A 26,610-nucleotide genomic window follows, 5' to 3' on the forward strand; every position below is an offset into this window, starting at 1 on the left:
TTTTGGGGTGCAGTTCAATATCATGTGTGCAAAAAACTTGATATTATGCATTTTATTGTGAGAAGATTTACTTCATTTTCTCCTAAAATTGAGTTTTTATCTAGCTTCTTTTTTTGTAAAACTACATAATATTTGTAGTAAAAAGTGAACTGCATCCCAAAAATCTGACAGAAAAAATCTAAGTTTTGGGATGCAGTTTATTTTTCCATTGCTCTTATTTGAACGAGAGATTTTTATTTTGTAAAATATGAGGTGTTTCATATCAGCATTTTAAAACTATAGAAAAACTCTCCAACTATTCTATTATACCATATAAATTAATAAATAAATAGACTTGTTTTTTTATTTTTTTGACGTATACTAATAATAGAAAGCGCTTTAAATTAAATAAAAGGAGGTTTTATGAGGAAAGTAAATAAGGACATTTTATTCTTAACTGGAATCATAGTTTTATGTTTTGGTTTTTTATTATTTCACATCAACCCCTATTATGGCGGACCCGATGATACACTGAAAGAAACGATAAATTTATTCTTTTGGCAACTATATTGGAGACCTATAGGAACTCTCAGTATCGTTTTGGGTTGCATTATGACTTTCAAAGGATTGAAAAAATAATCTTTTGATCATGACGAAAGGAAATATTTTATGATTAAACTGAAAATATTGTTTTTCGCTGTTCTATCAAGTCTAGTATTCTTAGTCTCAACATCTACGGTTTTTGCTGATGTCTATCCTGGTACAAATTATGAAATTGTATCTAATCATGTTGTAAAAGATATCAACACAGGAGAGCTATTGTCATTTTATACGACTGAACTTAGGGATACCTATTTGGAGTCTAAATCTATGTATCAGACTCGTTCTAATGCAACTGGTGTTGCAGACTATAGAACTAGCTACTCTTACTCTTACAAGAGCAGTGCCACATCAGGAGCTCGAAGTTCAACTGCCTATGGTGGAAAAGCTGGAGCTACCCTAACTATAAGTGCAGGTGTTGGCTTTTCTGCTCCTGAGTCTGGATTTGGACTTAGTTTAAATCACTCAGTCTCCCATAACGTACCACCCTACACTTATGGTTATATTAGACTAAAAGCATCTTACACAGTAAATGTTCGTAAATTAGAAGTTAGATACTTAGGCACCAACAAATGGGTTCCTGCTGGTCAAACCTCTACTATATCGAATGTTAGCGTTTGGAGCGAACTAGTCACTTGGAAATAACTTATTAGATAGATCTGGACTTTACCAGGTCTATCTTTTTACTTTAAAAAAAGAACCTTGCATAGCAAGATTCTTTTAATGTCTGACTTAAATAATTGTTCTTCTGGGAACTAAATCGAATTAAGCTTCGATTTCTGTAACCATACCTGAACCAACAGTACGTCCACCCTCACGGATAGAGAATGTAGTACCTTGTTCTACGGCGATTGGGTGGATCAACTCAACGTCGATTGTCACATTATCACCAGGCATTACCATTTCAGTACCTGCTGGAAGTTCGATTGAACCTGTAACGTCAGTAGTACGGAAGTAGAATTGTGGACGGTAGTTGTTGAAGAATGGAGTGTGACGTCCACCTTCTTCTTTAGTAAGGATGTAAACTTCACCTTTGAATTTAGTGTGTGGGTTGATTGAACCTGGTTTAGCAATAACTTGTCCACGTTCGATTTCATCACGTTGAACACCACGAAGAAGGACACCTACGTTATCTCCGGCAAGACCTTCGTCAAGTTGTTTACGGAACATTTCAACACCAGTAACAACTGCTTTTTGAGTTTCTTCTTTGATACCAACGATTTCGATTTCGTCGTTGACTTTAACGATACCACGGTCGATACGTCCTGAAGCAACTGTACCACGTCCAGTGATTGAGAATACGTCTTCGACTGGAAGAAGCAATGGTTTGTCAGTGTCACGTTCTGGTTCTGGGATGTACTCATCAACTGTGTTCATCAATTCCATAACGATGTCTTCGTATTTAGAGTCACCTTCAAGGGCTTTAAGAGCTGAACCTTGGATAACTGGAAGATCGTCACCTGGGAAGTCGTATTCTGAAAGAAGGTCACGGATTTCCATTTCAACCAATTCAAGCAATTCTTCGTCGTCAACCAAGTCGATCTTGTTCATGAAGACGATAAGGTGTTTAACCCCAACCTGACGTGAAAGAAGGATGTGCTCACGAGTTTGTGGCATTGGTCCGTCAGTTGAAGCTACTACAAGGATAGCTCCGTCCATTTGAGCGGCACCAGTGATCATGTTTTTAACGTAGTCCGCGTGTCCTGGAGCGTCGATGTGAGCGTAGTGACGTTTTTCAGTTTCGTACTCAACGTGCGCAGTGTTGATTGTGATACCGCGTTCGCGTTCTTCTGGAGCAGCATCGATAGACGCATAGTCTTTAGGTTGGTTAACTGATGAAGGCAAGCGACGTGCCAAAACAGTTGTGATAGCTGCAGTTAGGGTAGTTTTACCGTGGTCAACGTGTCCGATAGTACCAATGTTAACGTGTGGTTTACTACGATCGTATTTTTCTTTTGCCATTTGAGTAAAAGCCTCCAATAAAATATATTTTATAGATAGACAGTAGGCAATACAGTCTAACTTTCCTTACTATTTTATCAAATTTCAGCTAAATTGCAAGTGTTTTACAAAGTTTTTGTGAATTATTCTTAATCGGCTAATATAATCAGCACTTCTACTCCTATCACCATAAAAAGAAAAATCAGGGGGCTCCTGACTTTTACTTGGCTAATTCTATTTCTCGTTCTTTCATTATTTTATGATTTTCATACAAACGAGATAAGAACTTAGAAATTTCTTTTAAGATAGAATAGGTTGGTACTGCGACAATCATACCAATGACACCATAGATATTACTTGATAACAAAAGCAATACTAAAATCGTAATTGGATGAACCTTCATCACCCCACCTACGATTCGAGGGTAAAGGATGTTCCCATCCACTTGTTGAATGATCAGCATGTAAACAACTGCAATCAGCATTCTATGAGGATCAGTAAAGACATTTGCGACAATCATTGGAATCAAACCGATACTTGGTCCTACATAAGGAATGAGATTGGCCAATCCCGAAAAGATGGCAAAAACTAAAGCATATTTTAAACCGATAACGCTATATCCGATAAAGGCTAAACAGCCGATAATAAGCGCATCAATTGCGACTCCACTAATGTATCGAGCAATTGTCGCATTCAAATTTTTTAGCAGACCTGCAATATGCAACTTATCTCTCTTTAAAACAGTGCGCTCAAGCATCGGTAAAAATTTGTGACCATCTAACAAAAAATAAACCAAAAATACAGGGGTCATAATAATAATCAAAACGGTACTAAAGAGAGCTGATAGGACACTTCCGACACTATTGGTAACACTATTTAGGATATTTTGTAAAATATCTACATAGGATAGGTTTAACTGCTGAATAGTCGCTTGAATATCTAAATTTTGAAAGGCTGGATAAGTAGATAAATCCACAATCAAATCTTGTAAACGACTGTAGATAGTCTGGCTAGTCGCAATCAAGCTGGTCAACTGATTGACCAAAATCGGTAAGAGATAGACTACCCCAATAACTAACCCCCAAACCAAGGCACACAAGGTTAGTAGAATACCAAAGATACGATTAATTTTGAAATACTTTTGTAAAAAATTTACAATAGGATTGGTCAAATAATATAAAAAACCACCTAGAAGAAAAGGAATCATGATGGTGTTTGCGACGCTTACAAAAGGTGTAATAATCGCTCCCATCTCTCTCCATAAATAGAAGATGATTGTTAATAGTAAAATCTCACTGGTCCAAAAAAATAATTTATTCTTACGAAACATGAGGTACCTCCATTCATCTATTTTACCATACTTTCAAAAAAGCTTCTTTCTTCTATCATGAAACTGGGAATATTTTTTTCTTTATGTTAGAATAAACTTACTATGAAAAAAATCATTTTAACTCTACTAAGCCTATCCCTTATTGGCTCAGCATCTACTGTTGCTGCTCAAGATTTTAATGTTGCTGCAAAACATGTCATTGCTGTTGAAGCAAATACTGGAAAAATACTTTATGAAAAAGATGCAACTCAGCCAGTGGAAATCGCTTCAATCACAAAATTGATTACTGTTTACCTAGTCTATGAAGCCTTGGAAAACGGAAGTATTACACTATCCACTCCTGTAGATATTTCTGACTATCCTTATCAATTAACGACAAATTCTGAGGCCAGTAATGTTCCTATGGAGGCCCGTAATTATACTGTGGAAGAGTTACTTGAAGCAACCATGGTATCTAGTGCCAACAGCGCCGCTATTGCCCTAGCTGAGAAAATTGCTGGCTCAGAGAAAGACTTCGTTGATATGATGCGGGCCAAACTCTTGGAATGGGGAATCAAAGATGCCACCGTTGTCAATACAACTGGTCTGAACAACGAGACTCTAGGAGATAACATTTACCCAGGGTCTAATAAAGATGATGAAAATAAGCTCAGCGCTTATGATGTTGCTATCGTTGCTCGTAACCTCATCAAAAAATACCCACAAGTCTTAGAAATCACAAAAAAACCTTCTTCTACTTTTGCTGGGATGACAATCACTTCGACCAACTACATGTTAGAAGGCATGCCTGCTTACCGTGGTGGTTTTGATGGACTGAAAACAGGAACAACAGACAAAGCTGGAGAGTCTTTTGTTGGTACTACTGTCGAAAAAGGAATGAGGGTTATCACAGTTGTTTTGAATGCAGATCATCAATCCAATAATCCTTACGCTCGGTTTACAGCTACATCTTCACTAATGGATTATATCTCTTCTACATTCACACTTCGTAAAATAGTGCAAAAAGGAGATGCCTATCAAGATAGTAAAGCCCCTGTACAAGATGGAAAAGAAGATACGGTCACTGCAGTGGCCCCAGAGGATATCTATCTAATTGAACGTGTCGGGAATCAATCTTCCCAATCTATTCAATTCACACCTGATTCTAAAGCAATCCCAGCACCACTTGAAGCTGGAACAGTGGTTGGTCATCTGACTTACGAAGACAATGACTTGATTGGTCAAGGTTACATTACCACAGAACGTTCTAGTTTCGAAATGGTAGCAGAAAAGAAAGTTGAAAAAGCCTTCTTCTTAAAAGTTTGGTGGAACCAGTTTATCCGATTTATCAACGAGAAATTATAAAACATACTGAGCAGAAGCTTGCTCCAAAATAGAGCCAGAGCAAAAAATTTTAAAGTCAAAAACGCATAATATCAGGCATTAAAACCTTGATATTATGCGTTTTATTGTGGTAAGATTTACTTCGTTTTCTCTTAAAATCAAGTTCTAGCACAGCCTATTTTGAGATATTTTTTCATCATTTTAGGAATCTCATGACTAATCTCAGTCGGCAAGACCACATAATGTTCTTGAGCTAATTCTTGGGCTATTGCTGAATGAAGATGGGTCGCTACTGCCACACGCTCGTAGAGACTAGCTTGTTTAAACTGGCCTGCAAATCCTGCAATCATTCCAGCCAGAGTATCTCCCATTCCCCCAGTCGCCTGATAGGGACCGCCAACCTGTAACTGGTAATAATCAGATTGGTCAACTTGCCAAATACGAGTAGCTTGACCTTTCTCCACCAAAATTGTTCCTTGAGGGAAGGAAGTTAGGGCACTAGCCATTACAGCTTCGTTTTGCTTTTCAATCGTAATTCCAGACAGTTTTTCCCACTCCTTTTGGTGGGGAGTTAGGATAAGCTGGTTAGATGGAAATGACAAACTTGTTCTAGCAAGAATGGTCAGGGCACCACCATCTACAATCAAAATCTGATTCTTTTTTAAGCCAGCAAAGATCTGTTTGACTAGATCTTCTCCAAAAGCATCGTCTCCTAAACCAGGCCCTAGTAAGATAATTTCTGCCTTCTCCAACTGCTCTTTTAACAATTGCTGGTCTTGAAGAGAAAAGGCCATAGCCTCAGGTAAATGGCTGTGCAGAGCTGGAATGTTTTCCCTGTCTGTTCCAACGGTCACCAATCCTGCACCACTTTTTACAGCTGCTAAAGCAGCCATGATGATAGCACCACCATAAGGATAAGTCCCACCAAGCAACAGCAGACGGCCATAGTCTCCTTTATGACTGGTACAAGAACGTTCAATAATGACTTTTTCTAGTAGAGCTTGATCAATCACTTTCATCTTTTTTCCTCAACTATCCTTTACCTGATTGTTTTAAGACAATCCGATACACTTTTTTAGTCCACTCTTCCAAACCTTCTCCATCATGGTCAAGGTAATACACCCTATCTAGTAATCGACTTGGAATAATATTTTCAAATTGGCTCTTATTATGAGTTGGAATAATGCAAATATACAACTCACTAAATAAATTCAACATATCCTTAATTTTTGCAACATGATAGCCATCAAAAATATAGCCAGTAACTTTAATCAAATCTGTATAGATAAAATGAAAACTCACTCCAGGAATAAACTTGTCTTGTAATTCTTTCTCTGAAGGAGCTCGACCTAAAAAATGCTCCATCGCTAATCGATAACCAGAACTTGTATTTGACCACCCTAACATGACATAGTTAAAATAATCTATCGGATCCGATGCAGCATTTCGACTATCCAAAACCAACTCCTCAGCATCTCGCCCAAAGGCTTTCACAGCAGATAAGAGCTGACCTGTTTTAAAGATAGAAATCGCTGCATCTATAGTCGTAGTATGACTACAGTAGTCTGACGTCACTAACCTCTTATGTATATCATAAGTCGAGGCTACTCTTTTATCTGTAGGGGTAAATGGTGGCAGAAAGGGGTGCTGAAAGATGTAATCTGAAATCTCTTTTTTTAAACAAGAATCAGCACACTCAATACTTGTTTGACGTTTATGAAGTTTTTCGTAAGCTATAAATTTAGCAATTTTTTCTAATTCCCATTCTTGAATATTTGGATAATCAATTAGTGATAAGTAGTATATTCCATCCCATTGTAAACTATATTCCCCATTATAAATTTTTAAAATCATCTAATCACCTCACTCCATTATACAACAAAAAGGAGGCGCAGACCTCCTTTTGTAATCTTATATCTAAAATTTAATATTCATTTCCGCCATTATAGATATAGCTATAGAAAATACACTCTCTTCAGCGAATGTTTCTCTTATTTTTTATCTAGCGTCCGAAGTGCTGCTTGATAAGTTTGCTCCATCAGCATAGTAATGGTCATAGGACCGACACCTCCAGGGACTGGCGTAATGTGGCTAGCAAGTGGAGCAACCGCCTCATAATCAACATCCCCACAGAGCTTACCATTTTCATCACGATTCATCCCAACGTCAATGACTACCGCACCTGGTTTGACAAAGTCAGCAGTCACAAACTTGGCACGACCGATTGCAACAACCAGAATATCTGCTTTAGCAGCCACCTTGGCAAGATTATGAGTCCGTGAGTGGGTCAAAGTCACTGTAGCATTCTTTGCCAAAAGAAGCTGAGCCATAGGTTTTCCAACGATATTGGAACGACCGATGACGACCGCATTTTTACCTTCTAAATCAATCCCATATTCATGAAACATCTCCATAATCCCTGCGGGTGTTGATGGAATCATGACTGGATGACCAGACCAAAGACGCCCCATGTTAAGCGGATGAAAACCATCCACATCCTTTTCTGGGTCAATGGCTAATAAAACTGCCTCTTCATCGATATGTTTTGGTAATGGCAACTGGACCAAAATTCCATGCCAAGCTGGATCTTGATTGTATTTAGCAATCAAGTCTAACAATTCCTCTTGACTAATGGTCTCTGGAACTCGCATTACTTTGCTACGGAAACCTGCCGCAAGGGCAGAGCGTTCCTTGTTACGAACGTAGACTTGGCTGGCAGGGTTGTCTCCAACCAAAATCACTACCAAACCAGGTACTAGACCTGTTTCTTCCTTTAGTTTTGCAGTCTTTTCAGCCAACTGCCCCTGCAATTTGGCCGCTAAAGCTTTCCCATCAATAATCTGTGTCATATCACTTCTCTTTTCTTTCAAATATCTTCCATTATACCAAAAACTGCTAGTCCCCTCTAACACTTCTTTCCTAGGCTATCTTATAGTTTCAAACTATAATAAAAAGCTCGGTTCGAGCTTTTCATTAATCTATATTTTATATGTAAAGTTGGCTACAAATAGCTAAACAAAGCTAACTTATAAAACCTTACTCAAGAAGTCTTTAGTCCGTTGTTCTTGGGTTTGTTCAAAAATCTGTTCAGGTGTTCCATCTTCAACAACCACACCGTCTGCCATAAAGATGACACGATCTGCCACCTCACGGGCGAATCCCATCTCATGTGTTACGATAACCATGGTCATTCCTGATTTGGCAAGGTCTTGCATAACAGCCAGCACCTCACCTACCATTTCAGGATCCAAGGCTGAAGTTGGCTCGTCAAAGAGCAAAACATCTGGTTCCATAGCTAAACCACGCGCAATGGCAATACGCTGTTGCTGGCCACCTGACAAACTCTGTGGATAAGCAGTTGCTTTATCTGGTAAACCAACTTTTTCCAAAAGTTCCAGAGCTCTCTTCTCTGCAACTTCCTTACTTTCACCTTTGGTCTTGATAGGAGACAAGGTGATATTTTCCATCACAGTCATATTAGGAAAGAGGTTGAATTGTTGGAATACCATGCCCATCTTCTCACGCATGGCAAACAGGTCATTCTTCTTGTCCGTAATATCGACTCCCTCAAAGATAACCTTTCCCTTACTTGCTTCTTCGAGAAGATTCATCGAACGAAGGAGGGTTGATTTCCCGCTACCTGAAGGACCGATGATAACAACAACTTCTCCTCTTTTAATCTCGAGGTTGATGCCCTTCAATACTTCATTCTTTCCAAAGGATTTATGTAAATTTTCAATTTTTATCAAGGTTTCTGTCATTATTTCTTATCTCCTTGTCCCATACGTTTTTCAAAAGCTTTCAAAGCCACTGTCAAAATAGAAGTCATGATTAAGTAATAAAAAGCTGCAAATAAAAGTGGTGTTAAAGGTAGATAGGTCGTTGTAGAAACCGTTGTAGCCCCATTCCACAACTCCATAACACCAATAGCTGATAAGAGGGAGCTATCCTTGATAATAGTGATAAATTCGTTCCCCAATGCTGGAAGGATATTTTTGATAGCTTGTGGCAAAATCACATAGCGCATAGCATTTTTAGGACGAATCCCTAGCGAGTAGGCCGCCTCTAACTGCCCCTTAGGAACCGCATTAATACCAGCCCGAACAGTCTCAGAAACATAGGCACCACTGTTCATAGAGATAATCAAAATCCCTGGAATCAGACGAGACAGATCAACACCCAAAATCCCAACCTGAATAGTCGGAGCATTGATATGCATAAGAGCAAAGGCAATCATAATCTGAACCATCATCGGGGTCCCACGGAAAATCCAAACGTACAAATTTGCGAGCCAGACAAGCGGTTTAAACGTTGAACGTTGCCCAAAAGCCAAGACAACACCCAAAATAGTCCCCAAAAAGACAACACAGATAGAAATGAGAACCGTCACAACAGCCCCATAGTTAAAATAAGGTAAATACTTAGGTAAAAAAGAAAAATTCATAGTCACACTGCTTTCTAAAATAGAATACTGTATGATTATAACATGTATTGAATTAAAATTCAAATCTTTTATCCAATTTATTCAAAAAAACTTTAAGCTAGTAGAATTAGCGAGAAATCTTAGTTTTTTCTAGTCAAGTTGGCCTCCTTTATGGTAAAATAGTAACGATAAGAAATGAAGGAGAATCAAAATGGAATCACATTTGGTTAGAATCATCAACCGCCTTGAAGCAATGGCAAAAGACGGCGGAAATTTAAAACGTAATTTTGAACGCGAAGGAGTTGTTGTTGCAGAAGTTGCATACAGCCACGACGAAGAAAACGGATCAATCTTTACCCTTCGTGATGTAGAAGCTCGCGAAACTTATATGTTTGACAGCATTGACTTAATCGCAATGGAGATTTACGAACTCCTCTACTAATCTAAAACAAGCTGGGATTACACCCTGCATGTCTAACCAAAATCCTTTTTGTCTCACAAATAGGATTTTTTTATAGTCCAAATTCACAAAGATTTTCATTGTAACAACTTCTCAAAGCTGCAATCTTTTTACTTGCTTTACACCCCAATCCTGTTATAATGAGAGTATAGAAATTTGACTATTTTTGACCTTTAAACAAGTCAGGCTAAAGAAAGAAATGAGGTAGATGTATGCTTTGTCAAAACTGTAAAATCATCGACTCAACAATTCATCTTTACACCAATCTCAATGGAAAACAAAAACAAATTGACCTCTGTCAAAGCTGCTATAAGATTATCAAGACTGATCCTAACAACAGTCTCTTTAAGGGAATGACAGATTTGAACAATCGTGACTTCGATCCCTTTGGTGACTTCTTCAATGATCTAAACAATTTCAGGCCTTCTAGCAATACTCCTCCTATTCCTCCAACCCAATCAGGTGGAGGTTACGGTGGAAACGGCGGTTATGGCTCCCAAAATCGTGGATCTGCTCAAACTCCGCCTCCAAGTCAAGAAAAAGGCCTGTTAGAAGAATTTGGTATTAATGTAACCGAGATTGCTCGTCGTGGCGATATCGACCCCGTTATTGGACGAGATGATGAGATTATCCGTGTCATCGAGATTCTCAATCGTAGAACCAAGAATAATCCTGTTCTTATCGGTGAACCTGGTGTCGGAAAAACTGCCGTTGTCGAAGGTCTAGCTCAGAAAATTGTTGATGGCGATGTTCCACATAAACTCCAAGGCAAACAAGTCATCCGTTTGGATGTGGTTAGCTTAGTTCAAGGAACGGGTATCCGTGGACAATTTGAAGAACGCATGCAAAAACTCATGGAAGAAATTCGCAAACGTGAGGACATCATCCTCTTTATCGACGAAATCCATGAAATTGTCGGTGCTGGTTCTGCTGGCGATGGCAATATGGATGCAGGAAATATCCTCAAGCCAGCCCTTGCTCGTGGGGAACTACAATTGGTCGGTGCTACTACCCTCAATGAATACCGTATCATTGAAAAAGATGCTGCCCTAGAGCGTCGTATGCAGCCCGTTAAGGTGGATGAGCCAACAGTGGAAGAAACAATCACTATCCTCAAAGGAATTCAAAAGAAATACGAAGACTACCACCACGTTCAATATACTGATGCCGCAATTGAAGCAGCTGCCACTCTTTCCAATCGCTACATCCAAGATCGCTTCTTACCTGACAAAGCAATTGACCTCCTAGATGAAGCAGGCTCTAAGATGAACTTGACCTTGAATTTTGTAGATCCTAAAGTGATTGATCAGCGCTTAATTGAAGCTGAAAATCTCAAATCTCAAGCTACACGAGAGGAAGATTTTGAAAAAGCTGCCTACTTCCGCGATCAAATTGTCAAGTATAAGGAAATGCAAAAGAAAAAGGTTACTGACCAAGATACTCCTATCATCAGTGAGAAAACAATTGAACACATTATCGAGCAGAAAACCAACATCCCTGTTGGTGATTTGAAAGAGAAAGAACAATCTCAACTCATCAATTTAGCCGAAGATCTCAAGTCTCATGTTATTGGTCAAGATGACGCAGTCGATAAGATTGCCAAGGCTATTCGCCGTAATCGTGTCGGACTTGGTACGCCTAACCGCCCAATCGGAAGCTTCCTCTTTGTCGGACCAACTGGTGTCGGTAAGACAGAACTTTCCAAACAACTGGCTATCGAACTCTTTGGTTCTGCTGACAGCATGATTCGCTTTGATATGAGTGAATATATGGAAAAACACAGCGTAGCTAAGTTGGTCGGTGCCCCTCCAGGTTATGTCGGCTACGATGAGGCTGGGCAATTAACTGAAAAAGTTCGCCGCAATCCATATTCTCTTATTCTCTTGGACGAAGTAGAGAAAGCCCATCCAGATGTCATGCATATGTTCCTGCAAGTCTTGGACGATGGTCGTTTGACAGATGGGCAAGGACGTACCGTTAGCTTCAAGGATGCCATCATCATCATGACCTCAAATGCAGGTACAGGTAAGGCAGAAGCCAGCGTTGGATTTGGGGCTGCTAGAGAAGGACGTACCAACTCTGTTCTCGGTGAACTCGGCAACTTCTTTAGTCCAGAGTTTATGAACCGTTTTGATGGTATTATCGAATTTAAGGCTCTCAGCAAAGATAACCTCCTTCAGATTGTCGAACTCATGCTAGCAGATGTTAGCGAACGGCTCTCTAGCAACAACATTCATTTAGATGTAACTGACAAGGTCAAGGAAAAATTGGTTGACCTTGGTTATGATCCAAAAATGGGAGCACGCCCACTTCGCCGCACTATTCAAGACTATATTGAGGACGCAATTACTGATTACTACCTTGAAAATCCAAGCGAAAAAGACCTCAAGGCAGTTATGACCAACAAGGGCAAGATTCAAATCAAATCTGCCAAAAAAGCTGAAGTAAGAACTTCTGAAAAAGAAAAATAAATTCTATAAAAAAGGAGTAGAAAATGAAATGTTTCTGCTTCTTTTTTACTAAAATAACTGTAATTTCTTGACAGCTCGACCTTTGTCCATTATGATAATAATAACGATACTAGATAATGAGGAAAATGCAATGGAAAACCCAACTTTCGGAGAAAAAAAAGCGAATACAGACTATGTTTCACGTTACGGTGTATATGCGGTTATTCCAGACGCTGAACAAAAACAAATTGTTCTTGTTCAGGCGCCTAATGGCGCTTGGTTCTTACCAGGTGGCGAAATTGAAGCAGGAGAAAATCATCAGGAAGCCCTGAAACGTGAATTGATTGAAGAGCTTGGATTCACAGCTGAAATTGGTGTCTATTACGGACAAGCTGACGAATATTTCTACTCTCGTCACCGTGATACCTACTACTACAATCCTGCCTACCTCTATGAAGCGACTTCTTTCAAGGAAGTTCAAAAACCACTAGAAGACTTTAATCATATTGCCTGGTTCCCTATTGATGAGGCTATTGAAAATCTCAAACGTGGTAGTCATAAATGGGCCATTCAATCTTGGAAAAGACAGCATAAGATTGACTAATACTCTTCGAAAATCTCTTCAAACCACGTCAGCTTCGCCTTGCCGTAGATATAGTCACTGACTTCGTCAGTCTTATCTACAACCTCAAAACTGTGTTTTGAGCAACCTGCGGCTAGCTTCCTAGTTTGCTCTTTGATTTTCATTGAGTATAAATCAAGCTACTTTATTTAAAAAGTGCTATAATAGAATTAGAAAATCGGAGGGAATGTTATGAAGCTTATCAATACGACAAACTCACACTCGCAACTTGTAAAAAGCCAGCTAGAAAGTACAGATGCAACCCTTGTTGAGGTCTATTCTGCTGGAAATACTGATGTTATTTTTACCCAAGCTCCGCTTCACTATGAAGTCCTCATTTCAAATAAACACCGTGCTATTCGCGAAACCGAAATCGAAGCCATCCAAGAGTTTTTCTTGAAACGTAAAATTGATAAGGACTCTATTGAGGAGACCAATATCAAAACCCTCTACTCAGAAAAATTAATTGGGATTTCGATTCCAATCAAATAAAATTTTGGAGAGATTAGAAAGCTATTGAACCTTATAGACCAGACATAGGTTCTGACTTGCTTTTTAAATCGTCTCCAATTTTTTATCTTGAGATCTTATCATACAAGATTTTATAGACAAATAATAAAAAAGATTTGNNCAAATCTTTTTTATTATTTTAGAAACGAATTGTTTCACGTGTTTTCTCATATGAGGTAACAAAGCGGTTGGTTACACCAGGCTCTGCCACTTCCAATGCTTGAGAAATCTTGTCAAACGAAGCATGATAATCAAATTCTTTCTCAAAAATATCTAAAGCTTCATTGAAGGCTTCTTGAATGCGTTCATCAAATGAGCGGTAGCGGTTAGAATATTGCAAGAGTTGTTCTGTCAAGGTTGCATATTGTACAATATTATAAGTTTCCGCCTCAAGCTCTTCCATATCATTCGTTGCAATTTCAAGAATACGGTTAACTGACTCTATATTAACTAAGTTTTGTTCTAATTCAGCCATTAAATCTTCCGTATTATTACTTGCTGTAAAGAATAACTTCAAGAAAGTTTGTGGAATACCAGGTAGGTTCCGTTTTTCCATATATCTCTTGATGGTATGGAGACGATTAACATATACATTTGCCTTTTGACGTGCATTGATATCATCTTTTTCAATCTGAGCAAGACGTTGACTAAGTTCAACTTGTTCATCCTCAATTTCTTTCAAAGTCGCTTGTAAGTTTTCCAAACGTTCTTCAAGTAATGAATATGGCTCAGAATGTTCCTCTTGTTCTGAAGTTAATTCTAATACAGATTCTTCCAAAGACTCTAACTCAGCTTGCAATCTATGAACATGACTTGCATCTGACTCAGAAAGTAAATAGTTCTTGCTCAAACGCTCAATATCTTCTATCAATAAAGCATTATTTTCCTTCATATGTTGCAGATAAGTAGGAAGTGTTGCTACTAAACCTTCTACCACTTTCTGTGCTGCAATTTCTCTTGTAAAGATATCGTAAAGTGCATTAATCTCTTCTTGGATTTGAGTATTTTCGTACTCGGCATTATCCAATTCTAGTTGCGCAATATTCTCATGATTTTTCTTGAGAGCCTCATAAAGCAGTTGGAAACGCGCTTCGATATCTGTCTCAGCAAAATAATAGTTGGCATCTAAGAGCTTACGGTAACCATCTTCTAAATCTTCTAGTTGATCTGGTAGCTCTTTAGATAATGTTGTTACAATTGCTGGTATACGATCAACAATATGTGTCAAAGCCAAGATATGATTTTCAGCATTATCCAAAATCACAGCAGCTTCTACTGGGTCACCAGATGAATTTAAAGTTACAAACTGAGAAAACTCTGATTGGATATTTTCCAATTGTTTTTCGATTTCAGACAAACCTTGTCCATATTCTTCAGAATGATCAGCAACTCGGTGTTGCAACTCTTCAAACAAGTCCAAGGTATGAAGAACACGTCCACTATTTTTAGACTCTTGTTTCTCCAAATCTGCCAAGGCATTGCGAATTGCCGCAATATCTTCTTCAATCAAGGTAATTTGACTCTCGATTTGATCAATTTGATGACTGGCCTTGAAAAAACGGAATGAGTTATTGTAGCCTTCTGCCTCGAAAAGATTATTTTCGATATCGGCAAAAGAATTAAGAGATAAATCAACCCATTTTTGATTCCATTCACGGAAAGTCACCTGACTTTGTCCAATCAAGTGCATATTTTTTACAGCTTCAACTTCATCATTAACTGGCAGATTGTACAGTTCTTCTTTTTTCTCTTCTAAAATTGCTAATTTACTTTCATTGCGCTTCCTTACATAGATTGCGATAGCATAGGCAATGACCAATAAAACTGCAACTGCAATTATTAAATAAATTACTAGTCTAGCAGACATATTAAACTCCTTTTTTACTTGAAACAATCGTAATGATTATATCATATTTTTTAGACCAAGGGAACTACTTCTCCCGATTTTTTAGACATCAAGTGTACTATAGACAGCATTTTCTTCGATAAACTCACGACGAGGCTCTACTCGATCCCCCATCAACATATCAAAGATTTTATCTGCTTCTGCAGCATCATCCACAGAAACTCTGGCCATCAAGCGATGTTCAGGATCCATAGTTGTTTCCCATAACTGATGATCATCCATTTCACCTAGACCTTTATAACGCTGAATGGTCGGTTTGGTTCGACCTTCACTATAACGGGCTAAAGCTTCTTGGAGTTTGATTTCTTGATCTGCGCCTGGCTGGATGTATTCTTTAATCTCGCTTCCAACCTTGACACCATAGATTGGTGGTTGGGCAATATAAACATAACCAGCTTCTAGGATTGGTTTCATATAACGATAAATCAAGGTTAAAAGAAGAGTACGAATGTGAGCTCCATCGACATCGGCATCGGTCATCAAAACGAGTTTTTGGTAACGAGCTTTTGAAACATCAAATTCTGCTCCAAATCCTGTTCCCATGGCTGTGAAAAGACTACGAATTTCTTCGTTTGCAAGAATTTTATCCATGCTAGCTTTTTCAACGTTCAAGATTTTACCACGAATTGGCAAGATAGCTTGGAACTCACGGTTACGACCAGATTTTGCTGACCCACCCGCTGAGTCTCCTTCGACAATGAAGAGTTCTGTTTCCGCAGGATTGTTAGAAGAACAGTCTGCTAGTTTCCCTGGAAGGTTAGAAATTTCCAAACCAGATTTTTTACGGGTAACTTCACGCGCACGCTTGGCAGCTACACGAGCCTTAGCAGCCAAGATCCCTTTTTCCACGATACGTTTGGCAATCTGTGGATTTTCCATGAGGAAATCAGAGAAGGCATCACTGAAAAGACGATTGGTAATCTTAACCACTTCACTATTGCCCAATTTGGTCTTGGTTTGTCCTTCAAACTGTGGATTTGGGTGTTTAACTGAAATAACTGCAGTTAAGCCTTCACGGACATCTTCCCCTGTTAGGTTGTCTTCATTGTCTTTCAGTAACTTATTTTTACGAGCATAATCGTTGATAACGCGAGTTAGTGCCGTACGGAAACCTTGTTCATGCGTACCACCTTCATGGGTGTGAATGTTATTGGCGAAACTCATGACATTTTCATGGTAACCCGTTGTGTACTGCATAGCTACTTCGACTGTGATATCATCCATCTCACCATCGGTGTAGATTGGTGTATCAAAGATAACATCCTTATTCTCATTGATATATTCAACGTAGCTAGCAATCCCACCTTCATAATGGTAATGCTTAGTTTGTTCCAAACCTTCGCGCTTATCTGTGATGGAGATTTGAAGACCGCGATTTAGAAAGGCCAACTCTTGAATCCGTTTATTTAATTTATCAAAATCAAAGGTTGTTGTTTCAGTGAAGATTTCTGGGTCCGGTGTAAAATGAACTGTTGTTCCAGTTCTATCTGTATCTCCGACTACCTCAAGATCAGCAACAACATGACCACGACGGTATTCTTGGTAATGAATCTTACCGTTTTTGTGGACATGAACATCTAATTGAGTGGAAAGGGCGTTAACTACTGACGACCCCACTCCGTGAAGACCACCTGAGACCTTGTAGCCACCACCGCCAAACTTTCCTCCAGCATGAAGGACAGTAAAGACAGTCTCAACGGCAGGTCGGCCTGTTTTTTCCTGAATATCGACTGGGATACCACGCCCATCATCAACAACAGTAATCGAATTATCTGGCTCAATAAAGACTTGAATATGGCTGGCAAATCCTGCCAAAGCTTCGTCAATTGAGTTATCAACAATTTCCCAGACTAGATGGTGAAGACCTTCTTTTGAGGTTGACCCGATATACATCCCTGGACGCATACGAACAGCCTCTAAGCCCTCTAAAACTTGAATTTGACTGGCATCATAATCCTGTGCCTGCAGATTTTTGATTTCTTCTGTCATCTTATTCCTTTTTCTTACATGTCTAATACTTGTCTTAAATTCACGATACTGGTAAACAAGTGGGTATCCAATCCTGCTGCTTGACCTGCTTCGATATCAATCGACCGATCACCAATAACAAGACCAGAGCTAATCTGATACTTTTCTCTTAAATAAATCATAGACTCAGGATTTGGTTTTCTCTTAAAGCCTGAGCTAGAAGTGACTACTTCTGTAAAATAAGCTGCTATAGAGGTTTTTTCTAAAATTTCTAAGACCTGATCATTTCTGTGAGAAACCAAGAAATGACGCCCACCTTGATTTGAAATGTCCTCCAATAAGTCAGAAACTCCATCAAATAAAATCGGATGTTCAAGCTCTCTGGCTTCATTTTCCTTGTACTTTTCTAAAAAATGTTCTAAGTTGGGAGCGAATGTCTCAATCGCAAAATCAGTAGAAACCTTTAAAGCCTGATAGACACTGTCATGATCTTGTGTGATACCATACAGCGCTAATGTTTCAACAAATGCAGCTGTTGAAGTTTCATAATTATCCAGTAAAGTTCCACCTAAATCCCAGATATAATCGTGATTTTTCATAGCTTTCATTATACCATTTTTTCGTTAAAAAAGCGATGATTTCCCTGAGTTTTCCACATAAAAAACGAGAGGTTGACTCCCGTTTTACTGATTTTTACCAAAGACATCTCGATAGAGCATTCCTGTTCGTAAACTCTCTGCGTCCCCTCCTAGCTGCTCCACCAACTCGTAGGCAAAGGCAAGGGCTGTAGAGGGACCTCGACTGGTTGTCAAATGACCATCTACCACTACTGTTTCCTTGACATATTGACCATCAAGGATTTGCTCTTGAACGCCATCATAACAAGTGTACTGCTTGTTTTTCAATACCCCTGCTTGATTGAGGGCAATTGGTGCCGCACAAATAGCTGCTAGTTTTTTTCCTTCTCGTTCGAAGCTTTGCAATTCTTGAATCAAGGCCTGATTGTCACGCAAATGTGCAGAACCAGGCATCCCTCCAGGAAGGACAATCATGTCATAGTCTGATAAATCACCATCAAAGACACGATCCGCTCTTACTTGGATTGCGTGCGAACCCGTCACTTGCTCCTCAAAACCAACCATATCACAAGTAATATTTGCCCGACGCAAGACATCTACAACTGTCAAAGCTTCAATTTCTTCAAAGCCCTGAGCTAACATAACTGCTACTTTAACCATGATTTTCTCCTTATTTGATTCGTTTTAATACAACCTTTTTCCTCTTGAATGGCACTTTTCCGCTCTTTTCTTCAGCTAGATTAGTCTGATAGCTCATCGATAAAAGCAAGCCAACACCAATCAAATTACTGATAATAGCCGATCCTCCTTGCGAAATGAGAGGCAGTGGAATCCCAGTCAGAGGAAGCAAGCCCGTCACAGCGCCGATATTTTCAAAGATGTGGAAGAGCAACATCATAATCAAACCTGTGGAAATATAAGTGTAGAACTGGTTATTTGATTTAAGAGTAATCTTCAACATACGGTAAATCAGCATGAGGTAAAGGGCAATAACAAGGACAGAGCCAATAAAGCCAAAATCTTCTGCGATCACCGTGAAAATCATATCCGACTCACGAACTGGAATAAGCAGATTCGAAGCATTAAACCCTTGACCAAATAAGCCACCACTTCCAATGGCAATCTGTCCTTGAGCCTGCTGGTAAGTGGTTGTTTGGGCAAAGTCAAATGGATTAAGCCAAGCCAAGATACGATTGATTTGGTAGGTCGGCATCCCCAATTGATGGAGAAAAGCCCGACCACCCTTACTGATAAAAATGACTAAGAATCCAGCAACTCCTGTTACAGCAGTCACAAATACTGGAATAATAATTTTCCAAGAAACTCCTGATAACAAGACGATTCCTGAGAAAATAGCTACAAAAACCAAAGCCGTCCCTAAGTCACTTTGAAGTGCCAAAAGAACTAGGACTGGAATGGTAAAGACAATCATCCAAAAAATTAATAAAAAGTCCAGCGGAACTGTACGTTGCCATTCCTTATGTTTCTTTGTAAATTGGACAATGACACGAGCCAACATGAGGATATAGGATATCTTCATAAATTCTGACGGTTGGAATAGGGTAATTCCATTTATTGATACCCAGTTTTTGGCACCCGTTGATGCAACTAAGCTTGGATTATAAAAGACGATTGGCAGAACCATGAGTCCCAAACCTAACATATATAGAAAAGGGGTTACTTTCCAAAGAAATTCTGTATTAAAGAGCATGACCACAAAACCAATCACAAGCCCCAAGGCAATCCAGGCGACCTGCTGCCCTAAAATGGGCAGAATATTATTTGGATAATCATGACTAACAGCTATATAGATAGCCACCACGCCAATAACCAGTAGAAAAAATACTGGCAATAGCAAACTATAATCGACTCTAGAGTCGAGAGAACGTTTCATATATATTAACCTTATACTTTCATACAATACTATTTATCAAAGTTCATTTAAAAATTTATCAACAGCCTCATCAACTTCGGATCGAGAGACGGTTTTAACAGTCGCTTCTTTTGCTATAGAAGTCACTATTTGCTTGCCGTATCGTTTTCCGACGATTCTTCTATCCAGAATGAGGGTTAAAGAACGTTGGTGTTCACGTCTCATACTTCTTCCCAAAGCCTGTTTTAAACGAATAATAGCCATTGGCAATTGATAATCATAAAAGGCATTTTTCCCTTCTTGAATTAGTTCCTGATTGATCTTTTTCGTCAAGGGCTCTTGGGGATTTTGGAAAGGAAGTCTCGGTACAACTTGAATCACAAAAGGATGGCTTGAAAAATCAACTCCCTCCCAAAAACTTGCTGCACCAAGCAGGATTTGTTGTTCACCTTTTTCAAAGCGTTTCTTCAGTTGATGAACATCGCCATTTTTATACTGGGCCAGATGGCTAACTGGAAGTAAATCCGATACTACTAGAAGCATGTCTTTGGCAGTAAAGAGAACCAAAATCGGTTGTTGGAAAGCTTGAACATCCATCAGTAAATCAGCTACCTCTTTGGCATAGACTTCTATGGAAGTTTCTGTTACTAGAGGGAAATCTTTGACCAAGACCACTTCTTGATCCTGTTTTTTATGAGCTTCAATCTTGACAAATTTGGCTTCAGGATAGCCTAAAAGGTCTGCCAAAGAAACCCTCTGACTAATCTCAAGAGTGGCCGACACTCCCAAGACTTGACATGAATCAGGCACTAAGGAAGATAGAAGAATACGGCCTGATTTTGTAGAAGAAATTTGAATTTTCTTCTGACTCGTTTCAGTTGCTTCAAGCCAGTAATCACCTTCAGCCGTAAAATAGCGAACCAGTTCCTCAAATCCCTCTACCTCTAATTCTGAAAAATACTGGTGGAGATTGGCGAGAGAATCTAAGATATTTTTTCGAGATTTACCAGACTGAAATTGTTCTATCAAGTAGAGACACTCAAAGCGAATACTTTCTAGTATTCGTTGTTGAATCCTATTTTCTTCTCCTACTAAAGCCTTATCAACTAAATCAATAATAGACTGGATATCGTAGGTCTCTTGAAGCAGATTTTCTAGGGCCAACAAAACTTTTTGGACTTCATCAATAATCAATAAACGGTCACTGACAAATTCAGGATTATCTTCCAGTCTGGTTACAAGATAGGCATGATTGGTCACTAAAAGCTTACAGGCTTGTGCCCTTTCTTGACTTCTTTTCCAAAAATCTTCCGTCACAAATAAGCTCTTGGATGATAAATTCCCATCATGACGAAGGTCTCTTAGAAAATGTTGGTAACGGTATAGTTGTCCGATTTCATCCAAATCCCCAGTTTCTGTCTCTGTCAACCAGACCAAGAGTTGCATTTTAAAGCGCCTAAATAAGCGATTTTCATCATTTTCCTGCAAGGAACGATAAAAGGCATCCAACTTCAGGTAATTCTGTGGCCCCTTTAAAGAATGAATATCTGTATGGAATAGCTCCTTGAGACCTTTACCTTCTTCTTCCATAATTTGATTTTGAAGAATCTTTGTCGGAACACTAAGGACAATCTGACGATTTTCCACTTGGGACAAAGCAGGTAAGAGATAGCCATAAGTTTTCCCAATCCCAGTCGGCGCTTGAATTAATGAGACAGGCTCATCCTTCAATAGCAAGCCTACCTCTTTGGCAAAACTTTCTTGTTCCTCCCTCATTTCAAGGTTCAATAGAGAAATATTTTTAGAAAAATCTTGAGATAGTTTTCGTGTCTCCAGAGGAGATGCAGTTTTCTTGAAATACAGTCCTTGAACTTCGACCAAGTCTGGAGAAGTCAGGATAGATTGGCTGCGATAAATTTCTTCAATAACCAAGTAGGACTCATATAAGAGAGCGTCAGCCATTTCCAGCAAGCGTTCCAAGAGACCTTTAGGAAGCTGGGCCATCTTTTCTCGTAGAAAAAGGAGTAATTCCGCAGTAGCTTGGGCATCTGAAAGGGCTGTGTGGGCGTGTTTTAGAGGAATTCCTAATTCCTGACACAAAATCGGCAAACTATATTTTTCCAGTTCAGGGAAAAAGACCTGAGCCAATTCGACCGTGTCAACACGAGGATTTCTTAGTTCATAGCCTTCAAAAAATAAATTTTCCGCCAAGAGATTGGCATCAAACTGAACATTATGGGCTACAAAAATCCCATCCTCCACCAAGTCAAAGATTTTTCTGGCAACTTGCGAAAAATCAGGTGCTTGCGCCAGACGTTGGTCTGTCAATCCTGTCAGTTCTTTGATATGAGCATCCAAAGGTTCATGTGGATTGACATCCGTCGTATAGTGATCGACGATTTTCCCATCCTCAATCACAACAATTCCCACTTGGATAATTTTAGCCTTACTACCTGTGCTAGTTGCCTCTAAATCAACCACAACATAGCGATTACCAATCGTTTTCATTATAAAAAATTATACCAAAAAAAGGGCCATTTGGCACCTGCAAACATGGGATAATTTTCAAACTCAAGAAGGTTACTTGTATTAAAATTCCCAGTAAACAGAGCATCCGAGCCTGCTGATTTTTTTGAAAATGGTGAAGAAATAAGAAAAATTGAGAGAAGAAATGTTTGTCTCATCCTTCTCTCAACTATCCATTTACTTTATTTAACCATATCAGGGTCGTAATCATAAAATCCTGTATCAAGGAAACGGTTTTTAGGGTGTAACTTGCGCACTTCTTCATCCAGCAAGAAGGCTTGGTCATGGCTAAAGTTGCCCTCTTGAATCAAGCTACGCGCTTGGATAAAGAGTTTTGCAATCTCAACAAAGTTTTGACCTGGAGTATAGAGTCCTTCTAATTTCCAGTGAGTAAAACCATGCTCCACCAATTCTGTCAATTTGGTCATCAAATCAAGATCATTGTTGGCAAAGATGTGGGTCCCATGATTATCTTCAAAGATAGAGTAATGGCTCTCAGGATCACTTGGTTCAGCCAAGAAAAGGTCGCGCTTGCGGGTCTTTTCATCATCGATATGCGTAAAATTATAGTAGTTTTGCAAGAGCGGACGTTTAGAATGGTGAATCACACTAGCACCATACACCAAAACTTCGGCAGGAATTTCCAAAATCTCTGGCATTTTGAAAAGTTCAGCTGATGGAATTTCACGCGCCAAAACAGCCTCAGATGCGCCAGCCTTTTGTCCCCAAAAGTTAATCTGACGACTGCTTGTCACCATTGTAGAAGCATCATAGATGGTTTTAAAGGAATAACCATCGCGATTGACCACATAAAAGACACCTGCATCCCCAATTGTAATGTAATCTGTCTTAATTTCTTCCAAGAAATCGAGGAAAGGCTTGATACGGTCCATCATATCTTGGTGCATGAGGGCATTGACTGCAACGATCAATTCCTTACCAGCATCATGAACCAGATTAGCAATTTCACGCAATTGGTCATAACTAAAGGTTGTTGGCAGACGAAGGCCAAAATCTTTCTCACCGACATAGATACGATCTACGCCAGCTTCGAGCAGTTGTTTAACTTGTTCAATACTTTCAGCAGTTGCTGTAATGATAATCTTTTCCATAAGAAAAATTATACCACATTTCTAGCAAATCAGCCAAGACTTATCAGAGTTTTACAAATAGGAATCATTTCTCGGTAACTTTTCAAAGTAACTTCCAGTTGCCTGACCCAAGTGGAAATTAGTCTAATACTCTTCGAAAATCTCTTCAAACCACATCAGCTTTATCTGCAACCTCAAAGCGGTGCTTTGAGCAACCTGAGGCTAGCTTCCTAGTTTGCTCTTTGTTTTTCATTGAGTATAAAACGGATTTTTATAAGAATAACTAGATGAAAGGCAAACCCAGAAGCAGGAGAGAGCTCGCCAGTAACAATTTACTTTGTACACTATCCATAAATAGCAAACATCTCAAGCTCCATTAATATTCAAAACATCATAGATAAAATCTAGTCCCAAATTTAAGCAATTGATGCTGTAGGATTTATACATTGTTATAAATTTCTAGTCGTTTTGTTCTTATGATAAGAAAAATGGCATAGAAAAACGAGTATATCCAACTATGGAAATGCTCGTTTTTTTGCTAGTTAGAAGTGATTTTTTGATCAGTCTCATTTCTTTTTATAAAATTTATCAAGCAAGCGACCAACTATCTCATCTTTTTTCTATTTCTGTCAATATGCGTGACAGATAGTAATGATAGCCAAAAATAGCAAGAGCAAGCAAGAAGATAAGAACTCCTACTCCCAAGCTGATGGCAAGGACAGGAGCGAGATACTGAACCAAGAATGAACTCACAATGACTAAAATCATTAAGATAACACTATAAACCAAAATCAAAACAATTGCTACTATACGATTTGAACGGTTCACCAAGTCCGTAATGCTACTCCAATTGGTTGACAGATTTTTTACGTCCTTAAAGTAATGGTGGCAAGAAAGGATGATACTAGCAAGGATCCATGCCACAAGAAGGTAAATCATCGAAAGGATGGGCAAGCCTAGATATAGAGAAAGGCCAAGCAACGTCAGAACTGGTAAAAAGGACTGGACAGCAAATATAATCCAAAATTTCACTTTCACATAACGAGCAAAGTCAAAGGGTAAACTCTTAAGAAAATCAACATTTTCCCTCTCTAAGGACAAGGCAATTGCAGGCAGGCTGGTGATATTGTTATTGACAACTGCTATAAACATTCCTACAAAAAACAAGGGTAACCAGTATGGAGGATGAATATCTGGAACTATCTGATAATCTCGGAGGTTGGAAATCAGACCGATCATCATGAGATAAGGAATAAAAGCACTTGTAAAAAGCACAGTAATCACGCCAGTCCCCTGTCCCAAGAGAGAGAGGTTATAGCGCAAAACCATACGGAAAAAGCCCTTTTTAGTAGTTGAAATCCTCTCCTTACTGCGACGTTCTTTTATGACCTTCTCCTCACTGTTAAGTAGGATCACGTCATAAAAATGAGGAAGAACTTTCTTTTTGGTCAGGTAAAGCAAGAAAACAGTTAGAATTATCCAAGCGAGCAGACCCAGGATGGCTTCTGTTGAAAAAGGCTCCACTGCTATTTTGTAAAAGAGATGAAGAGGATAAAGGAGAAGTGGAATTTCTTTAGTCTGATTACCTATACCTCTAGAAGTGGACTGGACAAAGAAGACAAATAATAAAGGTATGAGAACCCCTATCCCAATCATCACATTCGCAAAAATAGACTGATACTTTCTAAAAAGCGCAGTTTGAGCCAAGAAATGCACTGCCACTATCATCACTAAAGCCAAAGAGACAAATAATAAGACCAAGGACAGCAGCATCAAAGGCAAACCCAGCCACAGAGAAGGGGCTAGCCTAATGTAGAGGACTAGAAAATAAGCTAGGATTGGTATAATTCCAGCTAGAGCTGGCAAGAGGACAGACAGACCTTTGGCAATTATAATCTCTGATTCTTTAAAAGCATAGGGCCTATACGATGCCAAGTCCTTACTCTCATAAAAGACATTGTAAAAAGCTGTTAAAGAAGTTGAAAAGACAAGCAGCAGTAAAAAAGAAATCATTCCACTAAAATAAATGGGGTTTTCCTCAAAAGGAAAATGAATGGCTATATTACTAAAAGCGATGAGCACCAAGAGACTAGAAAAAATGTAAGAACTTAGGACTCTAGCGGAAACATTTACTTTTTTCCCAGGATTCTTAGCCTGCTTCTTTCGTAGGTTAGCCAGATTAGCTTCTTGAGATGAATAGAGAATATTGATATCAACTAATTTTTTAATGACCTTGAGACGCATCTGAAACCTCCTCTTTTCTACCAGCAAGGCTAAGGTAGATACTTTCCAAAGACTGATCTGGGTGGTCTTTTCTCAAGCCCTCCACGCTACCACAATAAATCAAATGTCCCTTTTTCAAAATAGCAATCCGATCACAAACTTGCTCGGCTACCTCTAGGACATGAGTTGAAAACAAGACTGTCTTGCCTTTTTGTGCATGTTCCTTCATCATCTGTTTCAAATCAAAAGCAGCCTGGGGATCCAAACCAGTCAAGGGTTCGTCCAAGACCCAAATATCAGGATCAGACAAGAGTGCTCCGATGACAAAGACTTTCTGACGCATTCCGTGAGAAAAAGTTTCAATGACCTGATAGCGATTTTCAGCAAAATCAAAAATTTTCAATAGCCTAGCTAGACTAGCCTCCAAGTCAGAGCTAGTCAGATCATAAGAGGAGGCGATTAATTCCCAAAATTCATTGGCCGTTAAGCGTAAAAATAAGTCAGGCGAGTCTGCTACGTAGCCAATCTTTCGTTTAATAGCCAAGCGATTTTCCGATAAATCTTGACCGTCTACCAAAATACGACCACTGCTGGGCGAAATGATACTGACTAAGGATTTTATAGTGGTCGATTTTCCAGCCCCATTATGGCCAATTAAGCCCATAATCTCCCCATTTTCAATCTGCAAATTGAGATTACTCAAGGCCTCTTTATCACCGTACAACTTACTAATATTTTGAAATTCAATCATGAGAAATCTCCTCTCTTTATCTATGTAATTTACTATAATTATAGCGCTTTCATTTT

At 39.0% G+C, this 26,610-nt stretch carries 22 protein-coding genes; 6 read left to right on the forward strand and 16 right to left on the reverse strand.

Annotation, left to right across the window (positions count from 1 at the left end):
- Positions 1–798: 798 nt before the first annotated feature.
- Positions 799–1,224, forward strand: coding sequence for a hypothetical protein (locus tag HT718_RS08390; protein ID WP_240147368.1), 426 nt, complete (start codon positions 799–801; stop codon positions 1,222–1,224).
- Between the two features lie 120 nt (positions 1,225–1,344).
- Here HT718_RS08390 and tuf read toward each other — a convergent pair whose 3' ends face one another.
- Together tuf and HT718_RS08400 are read right to left on the reverse strand one after the other, a co-directional pair.
- Entirely contained in the window at positions 1,345–2,541 is a 1,197-nt protein-coding gene (tuf, locus tag HT718_RS08395; RefSeq protein WP_173268175.1) for an elongation factor Tu, read from the reverse strand.
- Between the two features lie 199 nt (positions 2,542–2,740).
- Complete coding sequence (locus HT718_RS08400) at positions 2,741–3,850, reverse strand: AI-2E family transporter (RefSeq protein WP_173268176.1); 1,110 nt, start codon at positions 3,848–3,850, stop codon at positions 2,741–2,743.
- A gap of 102 nt (positions 3,851–3,952) precedes the next feature.
- On the opposite strand from HT718_RS08400, the gene pbp3 reads away from it, so the two are divergent.
- The gene (pbp3, locus tag HT718_RS08405) at positions 3,953–5,194 is read left to right on the forward strand and encodes a D-alanyl-D-alanine carboxypeptidase PBP3 (RefSeq protein WP_173268177.1); all 1,242 of its coding nucleotides are present in this window, start codon (positions 3,953–3,955) and stop codon (positions 5,192–5,194) included.
- A 137-nt stretch (positions 5,195–5,331) separates the two neighbouring features.
- On the opposite strand, the gene HT718_RS08410 is transcribed toward pbp3, so the two are convergent.
- From HT718_RS08410 to HT718_RS08430, 5 genes are all read right to left on the reverse strand, one after another.
- A complete protein-coding gene (locus HT718_RS08410) occupies positions 5,332–6,192 on the reverse strand; it encodes an NAD(P)H-hydrate dehydratase (RefSeq protein ID WP_173268178.1) in 861 nt (286 codons plus the stop codon).
- 13 nt (positions 6,193–6,205) lie between these two features.
- The gene (locus HT718_RS08415; RefSeq protein WP_173268179.1) at positions 6,206–7,027 is read right to left on the reverse strand and encodes a phosphate ABC transporter ATPase; all 822 of its coding nucleotides are present in this window, start codon (positions 7,025–7,027) and stop codon (positions 6,206–6,208) included.
- A gap of 137 nt (positions 7,028–7,164) precedes the next feature.
- On the reverse strand, positions 7,165–8,022 hold the full coding sequence (locus HT718_RS08420) for a bifunctional methylenetetrahydrofolate dehydrogenase/methenyltetrahydrofolate cyclohydrolase (protein ID WP_173268180.1): 858 nt from the start codon (positions 8,020–8,022) through the stop codon (positions 7,165–7,167).
- Between the two features lie 177 nt (positions 8,023–8,199).
- The gene (locus HT718_RS08425; RefSeq protein WP_173268181.1) at positions 8,200–8,934 is read right to left on the reverse strand and encodes an amino acid ABC transporter ATP-binding protein; all 735 of its coding nucleotides are present in this window, start codon (positions 8,932–8,934) and stop codon (positions 8,200–8,202) included.
- Positions 8,934–9,617 carry an amino acid ABC transporter permease gene (locus tag HT718_RS08430; RefSeq protein WP_049534493.1) on the reverse strand — a complete coding sequence of 228 codons (684 nt, stop codon included), beginning with the start codon at positions 9,615–9,617 and terminating at the stop codon, positions 8,934–8,936. The genes HT718_RS08425 and HT718_RS08430 overlap by 1 nt, the downstream gene beginning before the upstream one ends.
- A 190-nt stretch (positions 9,618–9,807) precedes the next feature.
- Between HT718_RS08430 and HT718_RS08435 the strand changes: the two genes are divergently transcribed.
- The 4 genes from HT718_RS08435 (at position 9,808) to HT718_RS08450 (ending at position 13,620) form a co-directional block, all read left to right on the forward strand.
- Positions 9,808–10,038 carry a DUF1797 family protein gene (locus tag HT718_RS08435; RefSeq protein WP_173268182.1) on the forward strand — a complete coding sequence of 77 codons (231 nt, stop codon included), beginning with the start codon at positions 9,808–9,810 and terminating at the stop codon, positions 10,036–10,038.
- Between the two features lie 230 nt (positions 10,039–10,268).
- Positions 10,269–12,527 (forward strand): ATP-dependent Clp protease ATP-binding subunit, encoded by a 2,259-nt coding sequence (locus HT718_RS08440; RefSeq protein ID WP_173268183.1) that lies wholly within the window; start codon positions 10,269–10,271, stop codon positions 12,525–12,527.
- Between the two features lie 130 nt (positions 12,528–12,657).
- Positions 12,658–13,110, forward strand: coding sequence for an NUDIX hydrolase (locus HT718_RS08445; RefSeq protein WP_000431189.1), 453 nt, complete (start codon positions 12,658–12,660; stop codon positions 13,108–13,110).
- A 210-nt stretch (positions 13,111–13,320) separates the two neighbouring features.
- Positions 13,321–13,620, forward strand: coding sequence for a DUF1827 family protein (locus HT718_RS08450; protein ID WP_173268184.1), 300 nt, complete (start codon positions 13,321–13,323; stop codon positions 13,618–13,620).
- 157 nt (positions 13,621–13,777) lie between these two features.
- Here the strand turns inward: HT718_RS08450 and ezrA are convergent, their stop codons facing one another.
- The 9 genes from ezrA to HT718_RS08495 form a co-directional block, all read right to left on the reverse strand.
- Positions 13,778–15,505: a septation ring formation regulator EzrA gene (gene ezrA / locus HT718_RS08455; protein WP_173268185.1), complete on the reverse strand. Its 1,728-nt coding sequence runs from the start codon at positions 15,503–15,505 to the stop codon at positions 13,778–13,780.
- Positions 15,506–15,586: 81 nt separating this feature from the next.
- The gene (gene gyrB, locus HT718_RS08460) at positions 15,587–17,533 is read right to left on the reverse strand and encodes a DNA topoisomerase (ATP-hydrolyzing) subunit B (RefSeq protein WP_049539264.1); all 1,947 of its coding nucleotides are present in this window, start codon (positions 17,531–17,533) and stop codon (positions 15,587–15,589) included.
- Positions 17,534–17,547: 14 nt separating this feature from the next.
- Positions 17,548–18,111 carry an HAD family hydrolase gene (locus HT718_RS08465; RefSeq protein WP_031240397.1) on the reverse strand — a complete coding sequence of 188 codons (564 nt, stop codon included), beginning with the start codon at positions 18,109–18,111 and terminating at the stop codon, positions 17,548–17,550.
- 84 nt (positions 18,112–18,195) lie between these two features.
- Entirely contained in the window at positions 18,196–18,750 is a 555-nt protein-coding gene (locus HT718_RS08470; RefSeq protein WP_173268186.1) for a DJ-1 family glyoxalase III, read from the reverse strand.
- Between the two features lie 10 nt (positions 18,751–18,760).
- The gene (locus HT718_RS08475) at positions 18,761–19,984 is read right to left on the reverse strand and encodes an FtsW/RodA/SpoVE family cell cycle protein (RefSeq protein WP_173268187.1); all 1,224 of its coding nucleotides are present in this window, start codon (positions 19,982–19,984) and stop codon (positions 18,761–18,763) included.
- A gap of 36 nt (positions 19,985–20,020) precedes the next feature.
- Positions 20,021–22,471: a bifunctional DnaQ family exonuclease/ATP-dependent helicase gene (locus HT718_RS08480; RefSeq protein WP_173268188.1), complete on the reverse strand. Its 2,451-nt coding sequence runs from the start codon at positions 22,469–22,471 to the stop codon at positions 20,021–20,023.
- 200 nt (positions 22,472–22,671) lie between these two features.
- Entirely contained in the window at positions 22,672–23,601 is a 930-nt protein-coding gene (locus tag HT718_RS08485) for a peptidase U32 family protein (protein ID WP_173268189.1), read from the reverse strand.
- Positions 23,602–24,189: 588 nt separating this feature from the next.
- On the reverse strand, positions 24,190–25,824 hold the full coding sequence (locus HT718_RS08490; RefSeq protein ID WP_173268190.1) for a hypothetical protein: 1,635 nt from the start codon (positions 25,822–25,824) through the stop codon (positions 24,190–24,192).
- Complete coding sequence (locus HT718_RS08495; RefSeq protein ID WP_173268191.1) at positions 25,805–26,554, reverse strand: ABC transporter ATP-binding protein; 750 nt, start codon at positions 26,552–26,554, stop codon at positions 25,805–25,807. The genes HT718_RS08490 and HT718_RS08495 overlap by 20 nt, the downstream gene beginning before the upstream one ends.
- Positions 26,555–26,610 lie beyond the last annotated feature (56 nt).

The sequence above is a fragment of the Streptococcus sp. 714 genome (genome assembly GCF_013277115.1).
GTDB lineage: Bacteria > Bacillota > Bacilli > Lactobacillales > Streptococcaceae > Streptococcus.

Bases quoted from the DNA above. Each gene is read 5' to 3' on its own strand.
- HT718_RS08430 (WP_049534493.1), bottom strand. From the start codon at position 9,617: ATGAATTTTTCTTTTTTACCTAAGTATTTACCTTATTTTAACTATGGG.
- HT718_RS08490 (WP_173268190.1), bottom strand. From the start codon at position 25,824: ATGCGTCTCAAGGTCATTAAAAAATTAGTTGATATCAATATTCTCTAT.
- HT718_RS08465 (WP_031240397.1), bottom strand. From the start codon at position 18,111: ATGAAAAATCACGATTATATCTGGGATTTAGGTGGAACTTTACTGGAT.
- HT718_RS08425 (WP_173268181.1), bottom strand. From the start codon at position 8,934: ATGACAGAAACCTTGATAAAAATTGAAAATTTACATAAATCCTTTGGA.
- HT718_RS08450 (WP_173268184.1), top strand. From the start codon at position 13,321: ATGAAGCTTATCAATACGACAAACTCACACTCGCAACTTGTAAAAAGC.
- HT718_RS08470 (WP_173268186.1), bottom strand. From the start codon at position 18,750: ATGGTTAAAGTAGCAGTTATGTTAGCTCAGGGCTTTGAAGAAATTGAA.
- HT718_RS08495 (WP_173268191.1), bottom strand. From the start codon at position 26,554: ATGATTGAATTTCAAAATATTAGTAAGTTGTACGGTGATAAAGAGGCC.
- HT718_RS08485 (WP_173268189.1), bottom strand. From the start codon at position 23,601: ATGGAAAAGATTATCATTACAGCAACTGCTGAAAGTATTGAACAAGTT.
- HT718_RS08475 (WP_173268187.1), bottom strand. From the start codon at position 19,984: ATGAAACGTTCTCTCGACTCTAGAGTCGATTATAGTTTGCTATTGCCA.
- HT718_RS08480 (WP_173268188.1), bottom strand. From the start codon at position 22,471: ATGAAAACGATTGGTAATCGCTATGTTGTGGTTGATTTAGAGGCAACT.
- pbp3 (WP_173268177.1), top strand. From the start codon at position 3,953: ATGAAAAAAATCATTTTAACTCTACTAAGCCTATCCCTTATTGGCTCA.
- HT718_RS08420 (WP_173268180.1), bottom strand. From the start codon at position 8,022: ATGACACAGATTATTGATGGGAAAGCTTTAGCGGCCAAATTGCAGGGG.
- tuf (WP_173268175.1), bottom strand. From the start codon at position 2,541: ATGGCAAAAGAAAAATACGATCGTAGTAAACCACACGTTAACATTGGT.
- HT718_RS08445 (WP_000431189.1), top strand. From the start codon at position 12,658: ATGGAAAACCCAACTTTCGGAGAAAAAAAAGCGAATACAGACTATGTT.
- gyrB (WP_049539264.1), bottom strand. From the start codon at position 17,533: ATGACAGAAGAAATCAAAAATCTGCAGGCACAGGATTATGATGCCAGT.
- HT718_RS08410 (WP_173268178.1), bottom strand. From the start codon at position 6,192: ATGAAAGTGATTGATCAAGCTCTACTAGAAAAAGTCATTATTGAACGT.
- HT718_RS08400 (WP_173268176.1), bottom strand. From the start codon at position 3,850: ATGTTTCGTAAGAATAAATTATTTTTTTGGACCAGTGAGATTTTACTA.
- HT718_RS08440 (WP_173268183.1), top strand. From the start codon at position 10,269: ATGCTTTGTCAAAACTGTAAAATCATCGACTCAACAATTCATCTTTAC.
- HT718_RS08435 (WP_173268182.1), top strand. From the start codon at position 9,808: ATGGAATCACATTTGGTTAGAATCATCAACCGCCTTGAAGCAATGGCA.
- HT718_RS08415 (WP_173268179.1), bottom strand. From the start codon at position 7,027: ATGATTTTAAAAATTTATAATGGGGAATATAGTTTACAATGGGATGGA.
- ezrA (WP_173268185.1), bottom strand. From the start codon at position 15,505: ATGTCTGCTAGACTAGTAATTTATTTAATAATTGCAGTTGCAGTTTTA.